At 55.4% G+C, this 16,184-nt stretch carries 8 protein-coding genes; 3 read left to right on the forward strand and 5 right to left on the reverse strand.

Annotated features, from left to right (window positions below; genetic code table 11):
- Positions 1 to 10 precede the first annotated feature (10 nt).
- The gene (locus ABLO27_RS05015) at positions 11 to 1,084 is read left to right on the forward strand and encodes a 2Fe-2S iron-sulfur cluster-binding protein (RefSeq protein ID WP_353030939.1); all 1,074 of its coding nucleotides are present in this window, start codon (positions 11 to 13) and stop codon (positions 1,082 to 1,084) included.
- A 68-nt stretch (positions 1,085 to 1,152) separates the two neighbouring features.
- Positions 1,153 to 3,201, forward strand: coding sequence for a phenylacetic acid degradation bifunctional protein PaaZ (paaZ, locus tag ABLO27_RS05020; RefSeq protein ID WP_353030941.1), 2,049 nt, complete (start codon positions 1,153 to 1,155; stop codon positions 3,199 to 3,201).
- A gap of 65 nt (positions 3,202 to 3,266) precedes the next feature.
- Here paaZ and paaK read toward each other — a convergent pair whose 3' ends face one another.
- From paaK to ABLO27_RS05040, 4 genes are all read right to left on the reverse strand, one after another.
- On the reverse strand, positions 3,267 to 4,577 hold the full coding sequence (gene paaK, locus ABLO27_RS05025) for a phenylacetate--CoA ligase PaaK (protein ID WP_353030943.1): 1,311 nt from the start codon (positions 4,575 to 4,577) through the stop codon (positions 3,267 to 3,269).
- A 37-nt stretch (positions 4,578 to 4,614) separates the two neighbouring features.
- Positions 4,615 to 5,040, reverse strand: a complete 426-nt coding sequence (gene paaI / locus ABLO27_RS05030; RefSeq protein ID WP_353030945.1) for a hydroxyphenylacetyl-CoA thioesterase PaaI — start codon at positions 5,038 to 5,040, stop codon at positions 4,615 to 4,617.
- A gap of 19 nt (positions 5,041 to 5,059) precedes the next feature.
- Positions 5,060 to 5,854 (reverse strand): 2-(1,2-epoxy-1,2-dihydrophenyl)acetyl-CoA isomerase PaaG, encoded by a 795-nt coding sequence (gene paaG / locus ABLO27_RS05035; protein WP_353030947.1) that lies wholly within the window; start codon positions 5,852 to 5,854, stop codon positions 5,060 to 5,062.
- Between the two features lie 122 nt (positions 5,855 to 5,976).
- The gene (locus tag ABLO27_RS05040) at positions 5,977 to 7,461 is read right to left on the reverse strand and encodes a diguanylate cyclase domain-containing protein (RefSeq protein WP_353030949.1); all 1,485 of its coding nucleotides are present in this window, start codon (positions 7,459 to 7,461) and stop codon (positions 5,977 to 5,979) included.
- A 292-nt stretch (positions 7,462 to 7,753) separates the two neighbouring features.
- On the opposite strand from ABLO27_RS05040, the gene ABLO27_RS05045 reads away from it, so the two are divergent.
- The gene (locus ABLO27_RS05045) at positions 7,754 to 9,073 is read left to right on the forward strand and encodes an HlyD family type I secretion periplasmic adaptor subunit (protein ID WP_353030951.1); all 1,320 of its coding nucleotides are present in this window, start codon (positions 7,754 to 7,756) and stop codon (positions 9,071 to 9,073) included.
- A gap of 95 nt (positions 9,074 to 9,168) precedes the next feature.
- On the opposite strand, the gene ABLO27_RS05050 is transcribed toward ABLO27_RS05045, so the two are convergent.
- Positions 9,169 to 16,176, reverse strand: coding sequence for a cadherin domain-containing protein (locus tag ABLO27_RS05050; protein WP_353030953.1), 7,008 nt, complete (start codon positions 16,174 to 16,176; stop codon positions 9,169 to 9,171).
- Positions 16,177 to 16,184: the final 8 nt, after the last annotated feature.

Below are 16,184 nucleotides of genomic sequence, written 5' to 3' on the forward strand. Positions count from 1 at the left end.
GGAGGAGTACATGTCAAGGTTCCATGCCCTGACTGTAACGGAGGTTACACCCGACACCAGGGACTCCGTAATTGTGACTTTGAAACCGCAGGCGGATGAAACGGAACTCTTCCGCTTCACGCAAGGCCAGTACCTTACGTTTCGTCGGGATTTCGACGGGCATGAAGTGCGGCGGTGCTACTCCATTTGTGCCGGAACTGAGGATGGAGATCTCAAGGTCGGCATCAAACGCGTCGACGGTGGCGCTTTTTCCTGTTGGGCCAACGAAAATCTGAAGGCCGGGGATACAGTCGAGGCAATGCCTCCTGTCGGCAGTTTCAATGCGCCGATTGAACCAGAAAACGCCCGGTTTTATGTCGGATTTGCAGGCGGGTCAGGAATTACGCCGATCCTGTCCATTTTGAAGACCGTCTTGGCGCGCGAGCCTCAGTCCAGATTCACGTTGGTTTATGCCAATCGGCAGGTTTCCTCGATCATGTTCCGGGAAGAACTTGAGGATCTGAAAAACCGCTTTATCGGACGGCTGCAGATCATTCACATTCTGAAGAGCGATGCTCAGGATACCGAATTGTTTTCCGGGCGTGTGGACGCCGAGAAACTCGATGAGCTTCTGGAAACGCTGATAGACCCGGAAGACATCGACCTGGCATTCCTGTGTGGTCCTCACGGAATGATGGACACAGTTCGCGACAGCCTTGCAAGGCACAATGTCGTGCAGGACAAGATCAAGCACGAGCTGTTCAAATCGGATCAGCCGGGCAGACTGCCGGCGAAAGACCGACCGAAAGTGGCCGGTGACAAGGACAAGGAAGCCGATCTCAAGCTGACGATCGACGGGACGACCTGCGACATTCATATGGAAGCCGGTGAGACGATACTGGAGGCAGCGCATCGGCACAGTATTGACGCACCATATTCCTGTTGCGCGGGGGTCTGCTCGACTTGTCGGGGCAAGCTGCTGGAAGGCGAAGTCGAAATGGCCGCGAACCACGCGCTTGAAGATGATGAAATTCGTGATGGTTACATTTTGACATGCCAATCCAGACCGATTTCCAAGCGGCTCGTGCTTACCTACGACGCCTGACACCGTCTGCCTGCATCCATTGAGGCCTGGTTGCATACAGGCCGACTTCAAAATCTGGAAACCAATCAATGACCGTAGTTCCGCAAAAGTTCCGCGTGCTGGAAAGCTATCTCGCCGGCAGTTGGCGAAAAGGGTATGGCGAAGGCGCCAACCTTCTGGACGCAGCCACCGGCACGCCGATTGCACGGATTGATGCCTCCGGTCTGGATCTTGGTGAAGCACTCGCCTATGGGCGCGCCAAGGGTGGCGCTGCGTTGCGCAAGATGACCTATCACGAGCGCGCGCTCATGCTGAAAACACTTGCGCAGTCGCTGATGGAAAAGAAAGAGATCTTCTATCAGGAGAGCTATGCAACAGGAGCCACCCGCAAGGACAGCTGGATCGATATCGAGGGCGGAATTGGAACGCTGTTCGCCTTCTCGTCAAAAGCGCGGCGGGAGATGCCCAACACCCGGGTGTTTGTCGAAGGCGCAGTCGAACCGCTTTCCAGAGACAATACATTTTCGGCTCAGCACATTCTGTCGCCACTTCAGGGCGTTGCGGTCCATATCAACGCTTTCAATTTCCCCTGTTGGGGCATGCTGGAAAAGATAGCACCAGCGTTGATCGCGGGCGTACCTTGCCTGGTCAAACCGGCCAGTCAAACGGCCTACCTGACCGAGTTGATGGTGCGGCACATTCTGGATACCGGCATCTTGCCGGAAGGCGCTCTGCAACTTCTCTGCGGGTCTGCCGGAGATCTGATCGACCACGTGGATGGGCAGGATGTGGTGACCTTCACAGGCTCGGCTGCGACCGGCCAGATGCTCCGCGGACACCCGTCGATTGTTCAGAATTCGGTTCGGTTCTCAATGGAGGCCGACAGCCTGAACGCGGCGCTCCTGGGGCCTGATGCCGCTCCGGGTGAGCCCGAATTCGATCTGTTCATCCGGGAAGTGGCGCGCGAGATGACCGCCAAGGCCGGGCAGAAATGCACCGCGATCCGCAGGGTGATTGTGCCGAAAAAACAGGTGGACGCGGTTGCGGACGCTCTCGGTAAACGACTGTCCCGTCAGGTGGTCGGCGATCCGAGGCAGGACGATGTCACCATGGGGCCATTGGCTTCGCTCGGACAACGTGACGAAGTACACGCCAGGGTCACGGAACTGAAAGAAGATGCTGAAATCATTTCAACTTCTTCGAACCAGGCTTTCGACAAAGGCGCGTTTGAAGCGCCTATCCTTCTACATTGCGCAGCGCCGTTGACCTCTGAAAAAGTGCACTCGGTCGAAGCGTTCGGCCCGGTCGCGACGATCATGCCTTATGAGGATCTGGGCGAAGCGATTGAGCTGACACACAAGGGGAAGGGATCTCTGGTCGCTTCCGTCTTCACCAACGATCCCGCAGTTGCCGAAGAGATGGTTTTGGGAATGGCGCCATTCCACGGGCGTGTCATGATTGGAAACCGGCAAAGCGCCAAGACCTCTACCGGTCATGGATCTCCGTTGCCGATGCTTGTTCATGGCGGTCCGGGACGTGCAGGTGGGGGCGAGGAGTTAGGTGGCCTGCGTTCCGTCAAGCATTACATGCAACGAACTGCTGTGCAGGGGGCTCCGCAATTGCTTGGTGCCGTTACAGGCCGCTGGGTTGCAGGTGCCGAAGGGAAAGCTGATGAACGTCATCCGTTCCGCAAGTCGTTGGCAGACCTTGAGGTCGGTGATCAACTGACGACGAATTCCAGGACGGTGTCTCTTGAAGACATTGAGCATTTTGCCGAATTCACCGGCGACACGTTCTACGCTCACATGGATGAAGCAGCCGCGAAAAGAAATCCCTTTTTCGAAGGGAGAGTGGCACATGGGTATTTGATCGTGTCATTCGCCGCAGGCCTGTTCGTCGATCCGGACGAGGGACCGGTACTTGCCAATTACGGCGTGGACAACCTTCGCTTCATGACCCCGGTCAATGCCGGTGACAGCCTGAAGGTTCAGCTTACAGCCAAGGAAATCTCGCCAAGGATCACGGCAGATTACGGAGAGGTTCGCTGGGACTGCCGGGTTACCAACCAGAATGACGAACCAGTGGCGCAGTATGATGTGCTGACGCTCGTCGCCAAGGAATGGCCTCAACGGAGCTGAAGGTTCAGTGCCTGTCCGATCCTCCCCCCACGATGCGGGTGCAGACCTGACAGGCACTTGTTTTCTTAGTCTTTCAGTCGATTGTCCACGACCCGCTTGGCCTTGCCGGCCGAACGTTCAACGTGACCTGGCTCGGTCACGTCGATTACTGCGGATATTCCGATCACGCTCTTGATGTGATGTGCAAGTTCCTTGGCGGAGGTCTTGCGTGCATCGATGGTCGATGAGCCCGGTAGTGCCTCGACGTGAACGGTCATGACATCCAGCCGGTTTGACTTTGACAGTTCGATCTGGAAGTGAGGCGATAGGCCATCACATTTCAGGATCTGTTCTTCCACCTGTGTCGGGAATACGTTGACGCCCCGCAGAATGATCATGTCGTCGGAGCGGCCGGTGATTTTTTCCATGCGGCGCATGGATCGGGCGGTTCCCGGTAGCAATCTGGTCAGGTCTCGCGTCCGGTATCGGATCATGGGCAACCCTTCCTTGGTCAAGGTCGTAAAGACCAGCTCACCGATCTCGCCATCTGGAAGGACTTCTCCTGTCTCAGGGTCGATGATCTCCGGGTAGAAGTGATCCTCCCAGATGTGCAGCCCGTCCTTTGTTTCAACGCACTCGTTTGCAACACCCGGGCCAAGTATTTCCGAGAGCCCGTAAATGTCGACGGCGTGCATGTCGAATGCTTCCTCGATTTCAAGACGCATGGAATTGGTCCACGGTTCCGCCCCGAAAATGCCGGTCGCAAGACTGCTCTCGCGCGGGTCTATGCCCTGACGGCGGAACTCATCGAGAATGGACAACAGATAAGAAGGCGTCACCATGATAATGCGCGGCTTGAAGTCCTGAATAAGTGTGACCTGGCGTTCTGTCATTCCCCCGGAAACTGGAACCACGGTGCAGCCCATCTTCTCAGCGCCGTAATGAGCGCCCAATCCACCCGTGAAAAGCCCGTAGCCGTAGGCAACGTGAATGATGTCACCCGGCCGACCGCCTGAAGCCCGTATCGAGCGGGCAACGAGATGAGCCCACATATCGATGTCTTTGGCCGTATAGCCGACCACTGTCGGCTTTCCGGTCGTGCCGGACGAAGCATGAACCCGCACAATCTTGTCGCGTGGAACCGCGAACAAACCGAAAGGATAGTGATCTCTCAGGTCATGCTTGGTCGTGAAGGGAAATTTCGATAGATCTGCCAGTGACTTGAGATCATCGGGATGTACTCCTTTTTCGTCAAACCTGGCCTTGAAAAAGGGTACGTTCTCATAGGCATGCTTGACTGACCACTTCAGTCGCTCCAGCTGCAGGGACGAAATCTCGTCTCGAGACGCGGTTTCAATCGGTTCCAGGTCACCTGGATGCGGTGCCAGATCTTCCATTGTGTCCTCCCGGGAAACGTTCCGCCGAACGTTCCTCTCACTCTGGCAGAATTGTGCCTTTGGTTGTTCTTGAATTGCCGCGAAACTCGGCAATTACTTTTCCGTCCTGATTCTTGACTGTTACGTCGTAAAGTCCGGACCGCCCTTGACGAGATCGTTCCTGAGCGGTGGCCGTCAGCTCGTCTCCCAGATGTGCTGGAGCCAGAAACGTCACAGTGCAATGCTGGGCGACGGTGACTTGATTGTATGTATTGCAGGCAAACGCGAATGCGCTGTCGGCCAGTGTAAAAATATAGCCGCCGTGACAGATGCCATGGCCGTTGGTCATGGTTTCGATTACAACCATGGTGATGGTTGAGCGACCGGTTTCAACGAGTCCCAGTCGCATCCCAAGATTCTGGGAGGCCGTATCCTGCGACCACATACGCTGCGCGCAGGCGTTGGCAAGTTCATTCGGTGTCATGAAATTCCCCGTGCAGCTGTCAGGAACCGGTAAACCGGGCAGGGCGCTTTTCCAGAAAAGCTGTAACACCTTCCCGGTAGTCATCAGTCTTTCCGGCTTGCCGCTGTGCATCACGTTCGGCGTCCAGGTGTTTATCCAGCGCCTGATCTGATGCTGTCTGAATGAGCTGTTTTGTCAGGGCCAGACCCGTTGTCGGTCCGCCAGCCATTTTTTTCGCCAGTGACAGTGCTTCATCCTGCAATTCCTCGTCCGGGACAGACTTCCAAATAAGCCCCCAGTCAGCAGCTTTCGTGGCCTCAAGCGGCTCAGCTGTCATCGCAAGGGCCTTGGCCCGTGCTTCACCGAGAAGGCGAGGTAGAAACCATGTACCTCCGGAATCGGGAACCAGTCCGATCCTGGAAAACGCCTGAATGAATTTTGCAGATCGAGCCGCAATGACAATATCGCAGGCAAGAGCAATGTTTGCACCAGCTCCGGCGGCAACGCCATTCACAGCGCAGATTACAGGCATCTGAAGCGCCCGGATTTGTCGCACCAATGGATTGTAGAGCGTTTCCAGAGTGTTGCCGAGGTCCGGCGCCTTGCCTCCGGAACGCATGTCCCTGTCCGACAAATCCTGCCCGGCGCAAAAGGCGCGGCCTGCTCCGGTAAGCAGCACCGCTCGAATGTCCAGATTGCTTTCCGCTTTTGAAAGGTGTTCACGAAGCGCATGGTGCATGTCTTCGTTAAAGGCATTCAATTTGTCCGGCCTGTTTAGTGTCAAACAAAGAACTCCGTCCGTGAGTTCCGCGCTTACCGGATTTGTATCAGCCATGCATCCTCCCAAAGCATCACGTGATTTGGCAAATCGCCCGAATATTTGTGACATTAATGCACGTCAGCTCAGACGGGTCAAAGCCAGTTTGTCAAAAAAATGTTGGGTGGAAATATGTTGTGTCAGCCCGTGTGGCCGGGACAGCTGTCTTGTGTGGGGATTGCGGAAAGAAACAATTCCCTGTGCGCGGGTTGATAAACGTCAACACCGCCTCTGCCTCGTCTTTTGACCGAGTAGAGAGCGAAATCGGCAGATTTCAGTAGGTCTTCCGGTGTGTCGGCATTCTCCGGCAGGATTGCAATCCCGATGGAACAATCGACAGGAATGGAGTTTTCGCAGGCCAGGATCGGCAAACTGAACTTGGTCTGAAAGTCTTCGGTGATGGAAACAAGTGCTGCCCGATCACCATTGAAGGACGTCAGGACAGCAAATTCATCACCCCCGAGGCGCGCGCAGAATGCATCGGATCCAAAATGCTCGGTGATACGTTCTCCGGCTGCCCGTACCACTTCATCCCCCGCGAGATGGCCATAGGTGTCATTGATGTATTTGAAGTAGTCGACATCAATCAGCAACAACGCCAGTCCGGTGCCGGAACTTAGAGATTTAGCGGTCCGGTCTTTCAGTTCAGCGTTAAAATACTTGCGGTTTGGCAAGCCTGACAGGCTGTCGTAATGCGCGGAAATCCAGAGTTCTCTTTCGATCTCGTATTGCTCGGTAATGTCCTGCGCGATCCCCAGAAGTTCCTGAGTGCCATCTGCGGCCTTCTGTGCTTCGCCCATAATTCTGAGGCGCCTGACAACACCGTCCTGCCGGGTCAGAAATACATCGAGCGATTGGCGGGTCTGTGTCTCAACAAGAAGATCCATATATTCGACTAGTTTTGCTCTTTCTTTTTCCGGATAACTGTCCAGAAGTACCGAAAGGCAAGGTTCCTCGTCGATGGGCGCTCCGTACATCCGATAAATCTGATCCGACCACTCCAGCTTCTGTGTGTGGAGATTGGACTTCCAGGCGCCGATTTGAGCGATATCCTCCATTTGCTCCAGGAGTTTTTGCCGGGTTTCAGCGGCGCGCTGCAGGTCACGAGCTTCCACCGCGGCTTCTGCGGCAAGGTGAACCGTCCTGTAGTTCTGAACGAGAGCAACAACTGCTTCCGTCAGCTTCTCAAGCTGCCTGATCTGTTCTTTGGTGAGACGACGAGGAGCGACATCAAGGACGCAAAGACTTCCGAGGGCAAGATCTCCGTCCAGTATCAACGGGCAACCGGCATAGAACCTGATCCGGGGATCGTCTGTAACCAGAGCACTTCGATTGAACCGCGGATCAGCCAGAGTGTCCTCGATGACAAGGGTCTTCCTGTCCACAATAGTCTGAGCACAAAAGGCATCCTTACGGTCAACAGTTCCCAGTTCCGAACCGGAGGAAGACTTTAGCCATTGCTCGTGCTCTTCCATGAATGTGATTGCAGCGAATGATGTGCCGCAGATGGTCCTCGCCAAATCTGCAAGAGCGTCAAACCCGGGTTCTTTTTCAGTGTCCAGAATGCGCAGGTCTCTTAGAAACTGGAGCCTTCTTTTTTCATTCTCGGGGACAGGTAGACTCATACTTGCGCATTCATGGCTGATTTGAAGCAGACCTTGAATTTTATCCGTTGCGGACTTCGGCAGGATAAAAAAATCAAGTTATGCTCAATTTGTTTGATGGCGGTTCTCCGTTGGTAACGACTCAATAGAATCGGACCATTCAGTAGGAAAATAGGCAGCACTCAAAAATCTAACCACCAACCAAAGCGCTCCACTCAAGTTTCTTCGACCTTTGGTTAGGGGCATGATTCAGCAGATGTTTACTTTAATTCCCCATAGGTAGTTGAGTAGTTTCGGCCAGCGTCAGGGCATCATGTTTTCTCGCAAGTCCACTTCCGACGACCAATCCCTCGATATGCCTCTGGAGCTGGAAGAGGGGCCGCCACCGGCAGCCTATCGCCGTGTGCTTCAGGTGCTTTCATTGGGCGCCGCTGCCTTTTTGGCCTGGGCGGCTATTGGACAGGTTCGGGAAGTTGCAAAAGCTGCGGGAGAAATTGCACCAGCCGGCAAGGTCCAGACCGTTGGCCACCTGGAAGGAGGCATTGTTGCCGAAGTTTTGGTCCAGGAAGGTCAGCTGGTTGAAAAGGGAACGCCTCTCGTCCGCCTTCAGGAAACTGCTACCTCCAGCGATCTTGAAAGAGTGCAGACACGTCTGAAATTTCTGGCACGAGAAGAACAAAGGCTTGCGGTTGATCCGACCAACGTGGATCCCAAAAGCCTCCGGCTGGGAACCGATCTGGAGTTCAGCGAAGCACAGCTCGCGGCACTGGAAGCACAGCGAAAAGCGCTCGCCCAGGAGCAGCAGGCACTGCAAGCCCGGATCAACGAAAAACAGGCAGAACTGACAAGCATTCTGGAACGGGTTGCACTCCAGGAAACGCAAGTTGAAATCGAGAAGGAAAAATTCTCGATCCAGCAGACACTGTTCGATCAGGGATACACGTCGAAAAGACGGTTTCTGGATGCCAAGTCGTCGCTGCAGATTGCGCAGAGCGGATTGAGTGAACTGGTTGGTCATAAAGGCCGCGCCGAAGCGCAGTTGACCGAAGCGAAGGCCAGTCTCGAACGGTCGATTGCAGTGGCTGAAGAAGAACTGGCCGAAGAGCGTAGCCGCGTTGTTCAGGAACGCAGCGAACTGGCCTTTGAGGCCGAGAAACAAAAGGACCGCTTTGACAGATTGTTCGTCCGCGCGCCCGCCAGTGGTCACATCAAGGCCTTGTACCTGAAAGGGCCAGGCAGCGTACTTGCCCCGGGAGATGTCGTGGCGGAAATTGTTCCCAGCGACAGCGATCTGGTCGCGGATGTTCGTATTTCGCCACGCGATATCGGTCACGTCGAAGTCGGGGATCAGGCAGAAATCGCGATCACGACGTTCGATCCGAACATTCAGGGCACACTGAAAGGCGAAGTTGCAGTTATCTCGGCATCCAGCTTCCGGGACGAATATGGAAACTACTTCTTCAAAGCGACCATACCACTGACGTCCAATCAGATTGGAAGTGGAAGCCAGGCCGAAACGATTTCTCCGGGCATGGTGGTGGATGCCAAAATCGTGACCGGGTCAAAATCTGTCCTGCAATACATGCTCAAACCAGTCACAAGAGCTATTGGCGACCCGTTGAGCGAACGCTAGCGATCGTAAGCAGAGGCCGCAGCAAGATCAGCGAAGCAAAAGCCCCGCCGTTTCCGGAGGGGCTTGTTTCAGTTTCCGCTGTCCGGTGACATCAGCTACCAGCGGATTTCTTCAATCTGAGCGAAATCAACCTTGCTGCCGTCAGCAAACTCGATGGAGCCATATGCGTCTTCCGTCAGCTCAAGGCGACCGTTTTCCATGTCAGTGTTGGTAATCGAACCTTCAGTGACCGTTACGGTCCAGTCGGTTCCGTAATCTCCGGCCGCGGTGATGCCAGGACCTCCTCCGAGGTCGATAACATCGGTCCATGCGGAACCGGTGCCTCCGGTGATGCTGTCGTTGCCGTCACCCAGACCATACATGAACAGATCCGAGCCATCGCCGCCGACAAGGTTGTCGGCATCGGCACCACCAACAATGACATCATCTCCAGCGCCACCAACGATCATGTCTTGACCACCTTCGCCGAACAGGAGATCTCGGCCACCGTTGCCGGAGATCACATCCGCTCCGGCAATCGAACCTCCTTCGATGCGGTCATTGTATTCACCGGTCGAAATGTTGTCGCTACCACCAACCCCGTCGACGGAGTAAGATTGACCAGAGGCGCTGAACGTTCCGCTACCGGTTCCACCGGTGAACTGGTAGTCGTAATTGCCGGCAACATCGATGCTGAATGTTTCGGAAGTCTCGGAGCCGTCGGCGGATTTTGCCGTTACTGTCAGGTCAATGGAACTCTCGACCTGACTGTCGAAAAAGGCATGATCCGCGACGGTGACGACGCCCTCATCATCGATAGAGAACCTGTCGTCACTCAACTGGTAGGTGACAGCATCGCCATCCGGATCGCTTGCAATGGCCGTGATACCGACCTGAGTTCCAGCTCCATCTGTTTCGTGAATGGTGTTCGCAGAAGAGTTGGTGTCGGAAACAGGACCTACCTCCGCAGTGGTGTCGATCAACTCATCAACGGCTTTGTCGCCATCGGCAAAACTGAACGTTTCTACGTTCGAAACAGTATCACTTCCATCCGGGCTGCCGGCACGTGTATCGGTTACGGTGTAACTGCCGTCAGCATTTTCGGTGATGTCGTAGTCCGACCAGTTACCGGAATAAAGCGCGGTGTCAGAGCCCGTACCTCCGTCCAGCGTATCGTTTCCGGCACCGCCGAAGAGATTGTCGTTTCCTTCGCCGCCTTCAAGAGTATCATCGCCGTCACCGGTCCAGATGACATCATTGCCGGTCCCACCATCCACCGTAACGTCAGTGGTGTAGGTGTGGCTGTCGCTGGTCATGTCAAGCAGGTCGTTTCCGGCACCCAGTTCAACGGCCTCTATGCTCTCCAGGCGAGCGCCGGAAGCATCCGAATGACGACTGGTGAAACTGTCATCCAGGAAAATCGCATCTGCCTGATCGGTGCCTACGAGCGTATCGTTTCCTTCTCCGCCTTTGAAAACGTCCGAGTTGCGCGTTTTGCCACTGATTGAAACCAGATCGCCGGTTTCAGTGTTTCGCGCCGCGTAGCCGCTCCAGGTTGTTTCACCAGACAGCTTGAGCGTGTCGTCACCAGCTCCGCCTTCCAGAAGATCAGCTCCCTCCGAACCGGCAAGTGTGTCATCTCCTGACCCGCCAATCAGACGGTCCGATCCCGCCCCACCGTCGATATTGCTGCCTTCTTCGTGAGCGGTGATGGTGTCATTGCCTGTACCACCAGTAATCGCCGTTTCCGCCGTACCTGTATCTGTGAAACTGACCCCACCGTCTGAGAGTTGAAGGTCTTCGGCAATATCGGAAACAGCAATGGAAAAGGTCTGACTTGAAGTGGAACCGTCCGTGGATGTTGCTGTTACCGTCAGATCAACCGTGTTTTCCGTTTCGAAGTCGAAACTGGCTCCTGCTGCAACGGTGACGACACCATCCGCATCTACGCTGAACCTATCGTCGGAAACGGTGTAGGAAACAGAATCGGAGGCATTGCCGTCATCTGCGAAGGCGGTGATACCAACTGTTGAACCTTCTGGTGCGTTCTCTGCGATTGCGTTGGAAGAGGCATCGGTGTCAGTAACGTCGCTTACTGCCTGAGAGAACAAGTTACTAACTGTCAGATCGCCATCCGAGAACCGGAGAGTTTCAATGTCATATACTCCGTCACTTCCATCCGGGGAGCCGGAACGGGTATCGGCAATCGTCAGCGAACCATCATCGTTTTGAGATATGTCGTAATCGGAAATGTTTCCGGAAAAGACTGCGGTGTCAGTTCCGGTTCCGCCGTAAAGAATGTCGCTTCCTGAACCGCCTTCGAGTGTATCGTTGCCGTCACCGCCGTAAAGCGTGTCATTGCCGGTGCCGCCCCGGATGGTGTCATTCTGGCTTGTGCCGGTGATGGTGTCGTTGCCGCCTTCACCATCGATTGCATCGATGTCGGTAAGCGTGGTGCCGGAAAAGTCGAGCGTATTGTTCTGCCAGTTGCCGTGCACTTCGACATTGTCGTGGCCGTTGCCGCTGATCTCTTCGACTGCGCCAGCTGTGAAGTTGCCTGCCAGGCCAATCTCGACATCGTCTTCCGTTGCGACGACACGGTCCGTTCCCGCGCCACCATCAAAGACGTCGTCGCCGTGATCCTTGCCGACTTCGAATGTATCGTCGCCGTCGCCACCGTGCAGGGTGTCGTTGCCGGTGCCACCACGGATGGTGTCGTCCTGGCCTGTGCCGGTGATGGTATCGTTGCCGCCTTCACCGTCGATTGCATCGATATCGGTGAGGGTGGTGCCGGAGAAGTCGAGTGTGTTGTTCTGCCAGTTGCCGTGCACTTCGACATTGTCGTGACCGTTGCCGCTGATCTTTTCGACGGCGCCTGCTGTGAAGTTGCCTGCGAGACCAATCTCGACATCGTCTTCCGTTGCGACGACACGGTCCGTTCCCGCGCCACCATCAAAGACGTCGTCGCCGTGATCCTTGCCGACTTCGAACGTGTCGTTGCCGTCACCGCCGCGCAGGGTATCGTTGCCGGTGCCGCCCCGGATGGTGTCGTCCTGGTTTGTGCCGGTGATGGTGTCGTTGCCGCCTTCACCATCGATTGCATCGATGTCGGTAAGCGTGGTGCCGGAAAAGTCGAGCGTATTGTTCTGCCAGTTGCCGTGCACTTCGACATTGTCGTGGCCGTTGCCGCTGATCTCTTCGACGGCGCCTGCGGTGAAGTTGCCTGCGAGACCAATCTCGACATCGTCTTCCGTTGCGACGACACGGTCCGTTCCCGCGCCGCCATCAAAGACGTCGTCGCCGTGATCCTTGCCGACTTCGAACGTGTCGTTGCCGTCACCACCGTGTAGGGTGTCGTTGCCGGTGCCACCACGGATGGTGTCGTCCTGGCTTGTGCCGGTGATGGTGTCGTTGCCGCCTTCGCCGTCGATTGCATCGATATCGGTAAGCGTGGTGCCGGAGAAGTCGAGCGTATTGTTCTGCCAGTTGCCGTGCACTTCGACATTGTCGTGACCGTTGCCGCTGATCTCTTCGACGGCGCCAGCTGTGAAGTTGCCTGCGAGACCAATCTCGACATCGTCTTCCGTTGCGACGACGCGGTCCGTTCCAGCGCCGCCATCAAAGACGTCGTCGCCGTGATCCTTGCCGACTTCGAACGTGTCGTTGCCGTCGCCACCGTGCAGGGTGTCATTGCCGGTGCCGCCCCGGATGGTGTCATCCTGGCTTGTGCCGGTGATGGTGTCGTTGCCGCCTTCGCCGTCGATTGCATCGATATCGGTAAGCGTGGTGCCGGAGAAGTCGAGCGTGTTGTTCTGCCAGTTGCCGTGCACTTCGACATTGTCGTGGCCGTTGCCGCCAATCTCTTCGACGGCGCCCGCCGTGAAGTTGCCTGCGAGACCAATCTCGACATCGTCTTCCGTTGCGACGACGCGGTCCGTTCCAGCGCCGCCATCAAAGACGTCGTCGCCGTGATCCTTGCCGACTTCGAACGTGTCGTTGCCGTCGCCACCGTGCAGGGTGTCATTGCCGGTGCCGCCCCGGATGGTGTCATCCTGGCTTGTGCCGGTGATGGTGTCGTTGCCGCCTTCGCCGTCGATTGCATCGATATCGGTAAGCGTGGTGCCGGAGAAGTCGAGCGTGTTGTTCTGCCAGTTGCCGTGCACTTCGACATTGTCGTGGCCGTTGCCGCCAATCTCTTCGACGGCGCCCGCCGTGAAGTTGCCTGCGAGACCAATCTCGACATCGTCTTCCGTTGCGATGACACGGTCCGTTCCAGCGCCGCCATCGAAGACGTCGTCGCCGTGATCCTTGCCGACTTCGAATGTATCGTCGCCGCCACCACCCTGGATGTTGTCGTTACCCGCACCTCCGGTGATCGTATCGATGCCGTCGCCACCATAGATCGTGTCGTTGCCCGAACCACCGTCGATCTTGCTGCCGTCTTCATGTGCAGCGATCGTGTCTGAAGTGTAATTGCCTGTGATAGAGGTCTCTGCCACACCTTCATCGACGAATGTCGTTGTGCCTGAGGGCAGGTGATAAGTTTCAGACACGTCGCCGACGTTTATTTCGAAGGTCTCGCTTGATTGAGACCCATCAGAAGATGTCGCTGTTACACTCAGTGAAATTGAAGGTTCACTTTCAAAGTCAAATTTTGCGCCGGAAGCTACGGTTACACTGCCGTCTGCCTCCACCTGGAAGCGTGGATCAGAAACCGAATAGATAACCGTATCCTTTGCATTTCCGTCTTCTGCATGGACCGTAATGCCGACCGATGTACCTTCGGCCGCGTCTTCAAGGATTGAATTCGTGGCAGCATTTGCATCGGAGATGTCGCCAACCGCCTTTTCTGCAAGGTCGGCAACAGAAATAACAAAGTTTTCGGAATAGCTTAGACCGGCCTCATCAGTTGTTGTGATTGTGACTTCGATGTCGCCGGCATTTTCTTCATCCAGGCTTAGCGAGTCTTTGAGCTTCAAGACTGCGTTTCCGTCTCCATCGGTCACGACTTCAAAGCGTGGATCTGAAACCGCATAGGTATGACTGTCAGTTGCATCAGCATCGGTCGTGGTTACTGTGCCAACCACAGCTCCGGGGACACCTTCGCTGATGGTGAGCGGGACTTCGATCAGAGACACGTTATCCAACAGAGCGCCGTAACTGTCGTTGTCTTCGCCGGTTTCGCGTATCTCGAGGACGTCGCTGCCGCCTGTTCCGACAACCTGGAAATCGAATGTTGACCAGTCACCGGTTTCCGGGTCGAACGCGGAGATGAGTGCGCCGTTCCAATACACTTCGACCGTGCTTGTTGCGGAAGTAGTACGCGCTTTTGCATCCAGGGAAAGGTCGTAAACTCGCCCGACAGTCGTTTCCACCGTTTGCGAGATTGAGTTCACGCCATGATCGGAATCAAGCTCGATATGCTGGTCACCTTCCGTGGCTTTCACGCCGCCGTAATTGTCCCAGATTTCGACCGGGCCCTCGGATGACCACGCGCCGGAGGGATCCGACCCTGCATGCGTCCACGAGCCATTCGAAACGTCGAAGGCTTCAAAACTTCCATTTTTGATGAGGTTGCCGGTTTGCCCGTGAAGTTGAATATCAGTCGGAGCAGTGTCACTGACATCTGACACCTGAATGGTAAAGGTTTCCTCGGACGTCGAACCATCGGTAGACGTTGCTGTGATGGTGAGATCTATACTGCTTTCCGCCTCGGCATCAAAGCTCGCACCTTCCGCAACCGTTACCGTGCCATCGTCTGCAATCTCGAAGCGATCGTCGGAGACGGAGTAGTTGACCGTGTCGGAAACGTCAGCATCCGTCGCAAACGCTGTGATACCGACTTGAGCACCCGCGACAGCATCCTCTGCAATTGAATTGACCGAACTATCCGTATCCAAAACATCAGACGCGGAAAATTCGTTCGCATCCGAGATCTTGAGATCAAATTGCTGGGTGGTTTGTGAACCATCCGATGAAGTCGCGGTTACTGTGAACGAAACATTGCTCTGCGTTTCGGCGTCAAACGTGGCGTCCTCAGCAATCGTGACAACCCCATTTGCGTCAATATCAAATCGGGGATCATCTACGGAGTAGGTGACTGTATCTGATACGTCCCGATCTTCGGCCAACACCGAAATGCCCGTTGCGGTGCCGCCTTCAACGTTTTCCGAAAACTGACCGCCGCTTGCATCGGTCGTTTTGATGAAGGAAACATCGAACTCATCAACATCACGGATCTTGATTGTGAAACTTTCGGTTTCCGTTGCTCCGTCGGATGCCGTGGCAAGCACAACGATCTCATGAACCCCGGCCGTTTCTGCGTCGAGGTCGCCAGCAACGGTCACAATTCCGGTATCGGGGTCAATTGCAAACAGTCCGTTCGCATCATCCAGCAAGCTGTATTGTACTGACGTCCCGGTCGCCACGTCAGCCGATGCCTGAATGCCGGTTGCGGCGCCGGTTTCCGCATCTTCCGAAACAGTATTATCATCTGTATCGATATCTGTGACGCTGGAGAGATTTGACGCAACGGCTTCGTCTTCAGCTTCAGGCAACGCCGCATCTGTCTCTCGATTGAATTGTGCATTGCTGTCTGTTTGTGGGATGTCGGATTTTTGCCCGGCACTTTGACTGGATTTGGAAGTGCTATCGGTATTGTCAATCGGGCTCGTAAACCCGGGGTTCAACGGGCCGACGCTGGAACCTCCACCAAAAACAGCTCCACTTGGCGAAGGTGTTCTCGATTGTTCCTCGGAAGGAAGCGGAGAGGTCGAATATCCGGCAGCCGGGTCGGCCGGCACACCTGGTTCAAGTGCGGCCATCTCTATTGCGGGATTGAGATCTGTACTGTCGGTCTCGGCTTCAAACCGCTTCGTGTCGGGTGAGCTTTCCGGCGGGTTCTCTTCATGACGCAAATGCAAATTGGCATTCACCTGCTCGGCGGAATCGCCCATGTCCTGATCAAGGTGATAATCGTGTGCCTTGTCGAGATGTCGGTCTCGAGCATCCAGTACACCTGACTGTAGATAGCTATCGGAGGTCAGCGTGGTCCTGCTCTCAGGAGTTTCGCCGCCGGGCAGGGATTTGTCTTGCTGGTCCCGATTTTCGGTATCGTTTGCCATCCGGTCAC

Source organism: Roseibium sp. SCP15 (genome assembly GCF_040329435.1).
Lineage (GTDB): Bacteria > Pseudomonadota > Alphaproteobacteria > Rhizobiales > Stappiaceae > Roseibium.

Excerpts from the sequence above, each read along its gene's own strand:
- ABLO27_RS05015 (WP_353030939.1), top strand. The coding sequence starts at position 11 with ATGTCAAGGTTCCATGCCCTGACTGTAACGGAGGTTACACCCGACACC.
- paaZ (WP_353030941.1), top strand. The coding sequence starts at position 1,153 with ATGACCGTAGTTCCGCAAAAGTTCCGCGTGCTGGAAAGCTATCTCGCC.
- paaK (WP_353030943.1), bottom strand. The coding sequence starts at position 4,577 with ATGGAAGATCTGGCACCGCATCCAGGTGACCTGGAACCGATTGAAACC.
- paaI (WP_353030945.1), bottom strand. The coding sequence starts at position 5,040 with ATGACACCGAATGAACTTGCCAACGCCTGCGCGCAGCGTATGTGGTCG.
- paaG (WP_353030947.1), bottom strand. The coding sequence starts at position 5,854 with ATGGCTGATACAAATCCGGTAAGCGCGGAACTCACGGACGGAGTTCTT.
- ABLO27_RS05040 (WP_353030949.1), bottom strand. The coding sequence starts at position 7,461 with ATGAGTCTACCTGTCCCCGAGAATGAAAAAAGAAGGCTCCAGTTTCTA.
- ABLO27_RS05045 (WP_353030951.1), top strand. The coding sequence starts at position 7,754 with ATGTTTTCTCGCAAGTCCACTTCCGACGACCAATCCCTCGATATGCCT.
- ABLO27_RS05050 (WP_353030953.1), bottom strand. The coding sequence starts at position 16,176 with ATGGCAAACGATACCGAAAATCGGGACCAGCAAGACAAATCCCTGCCC.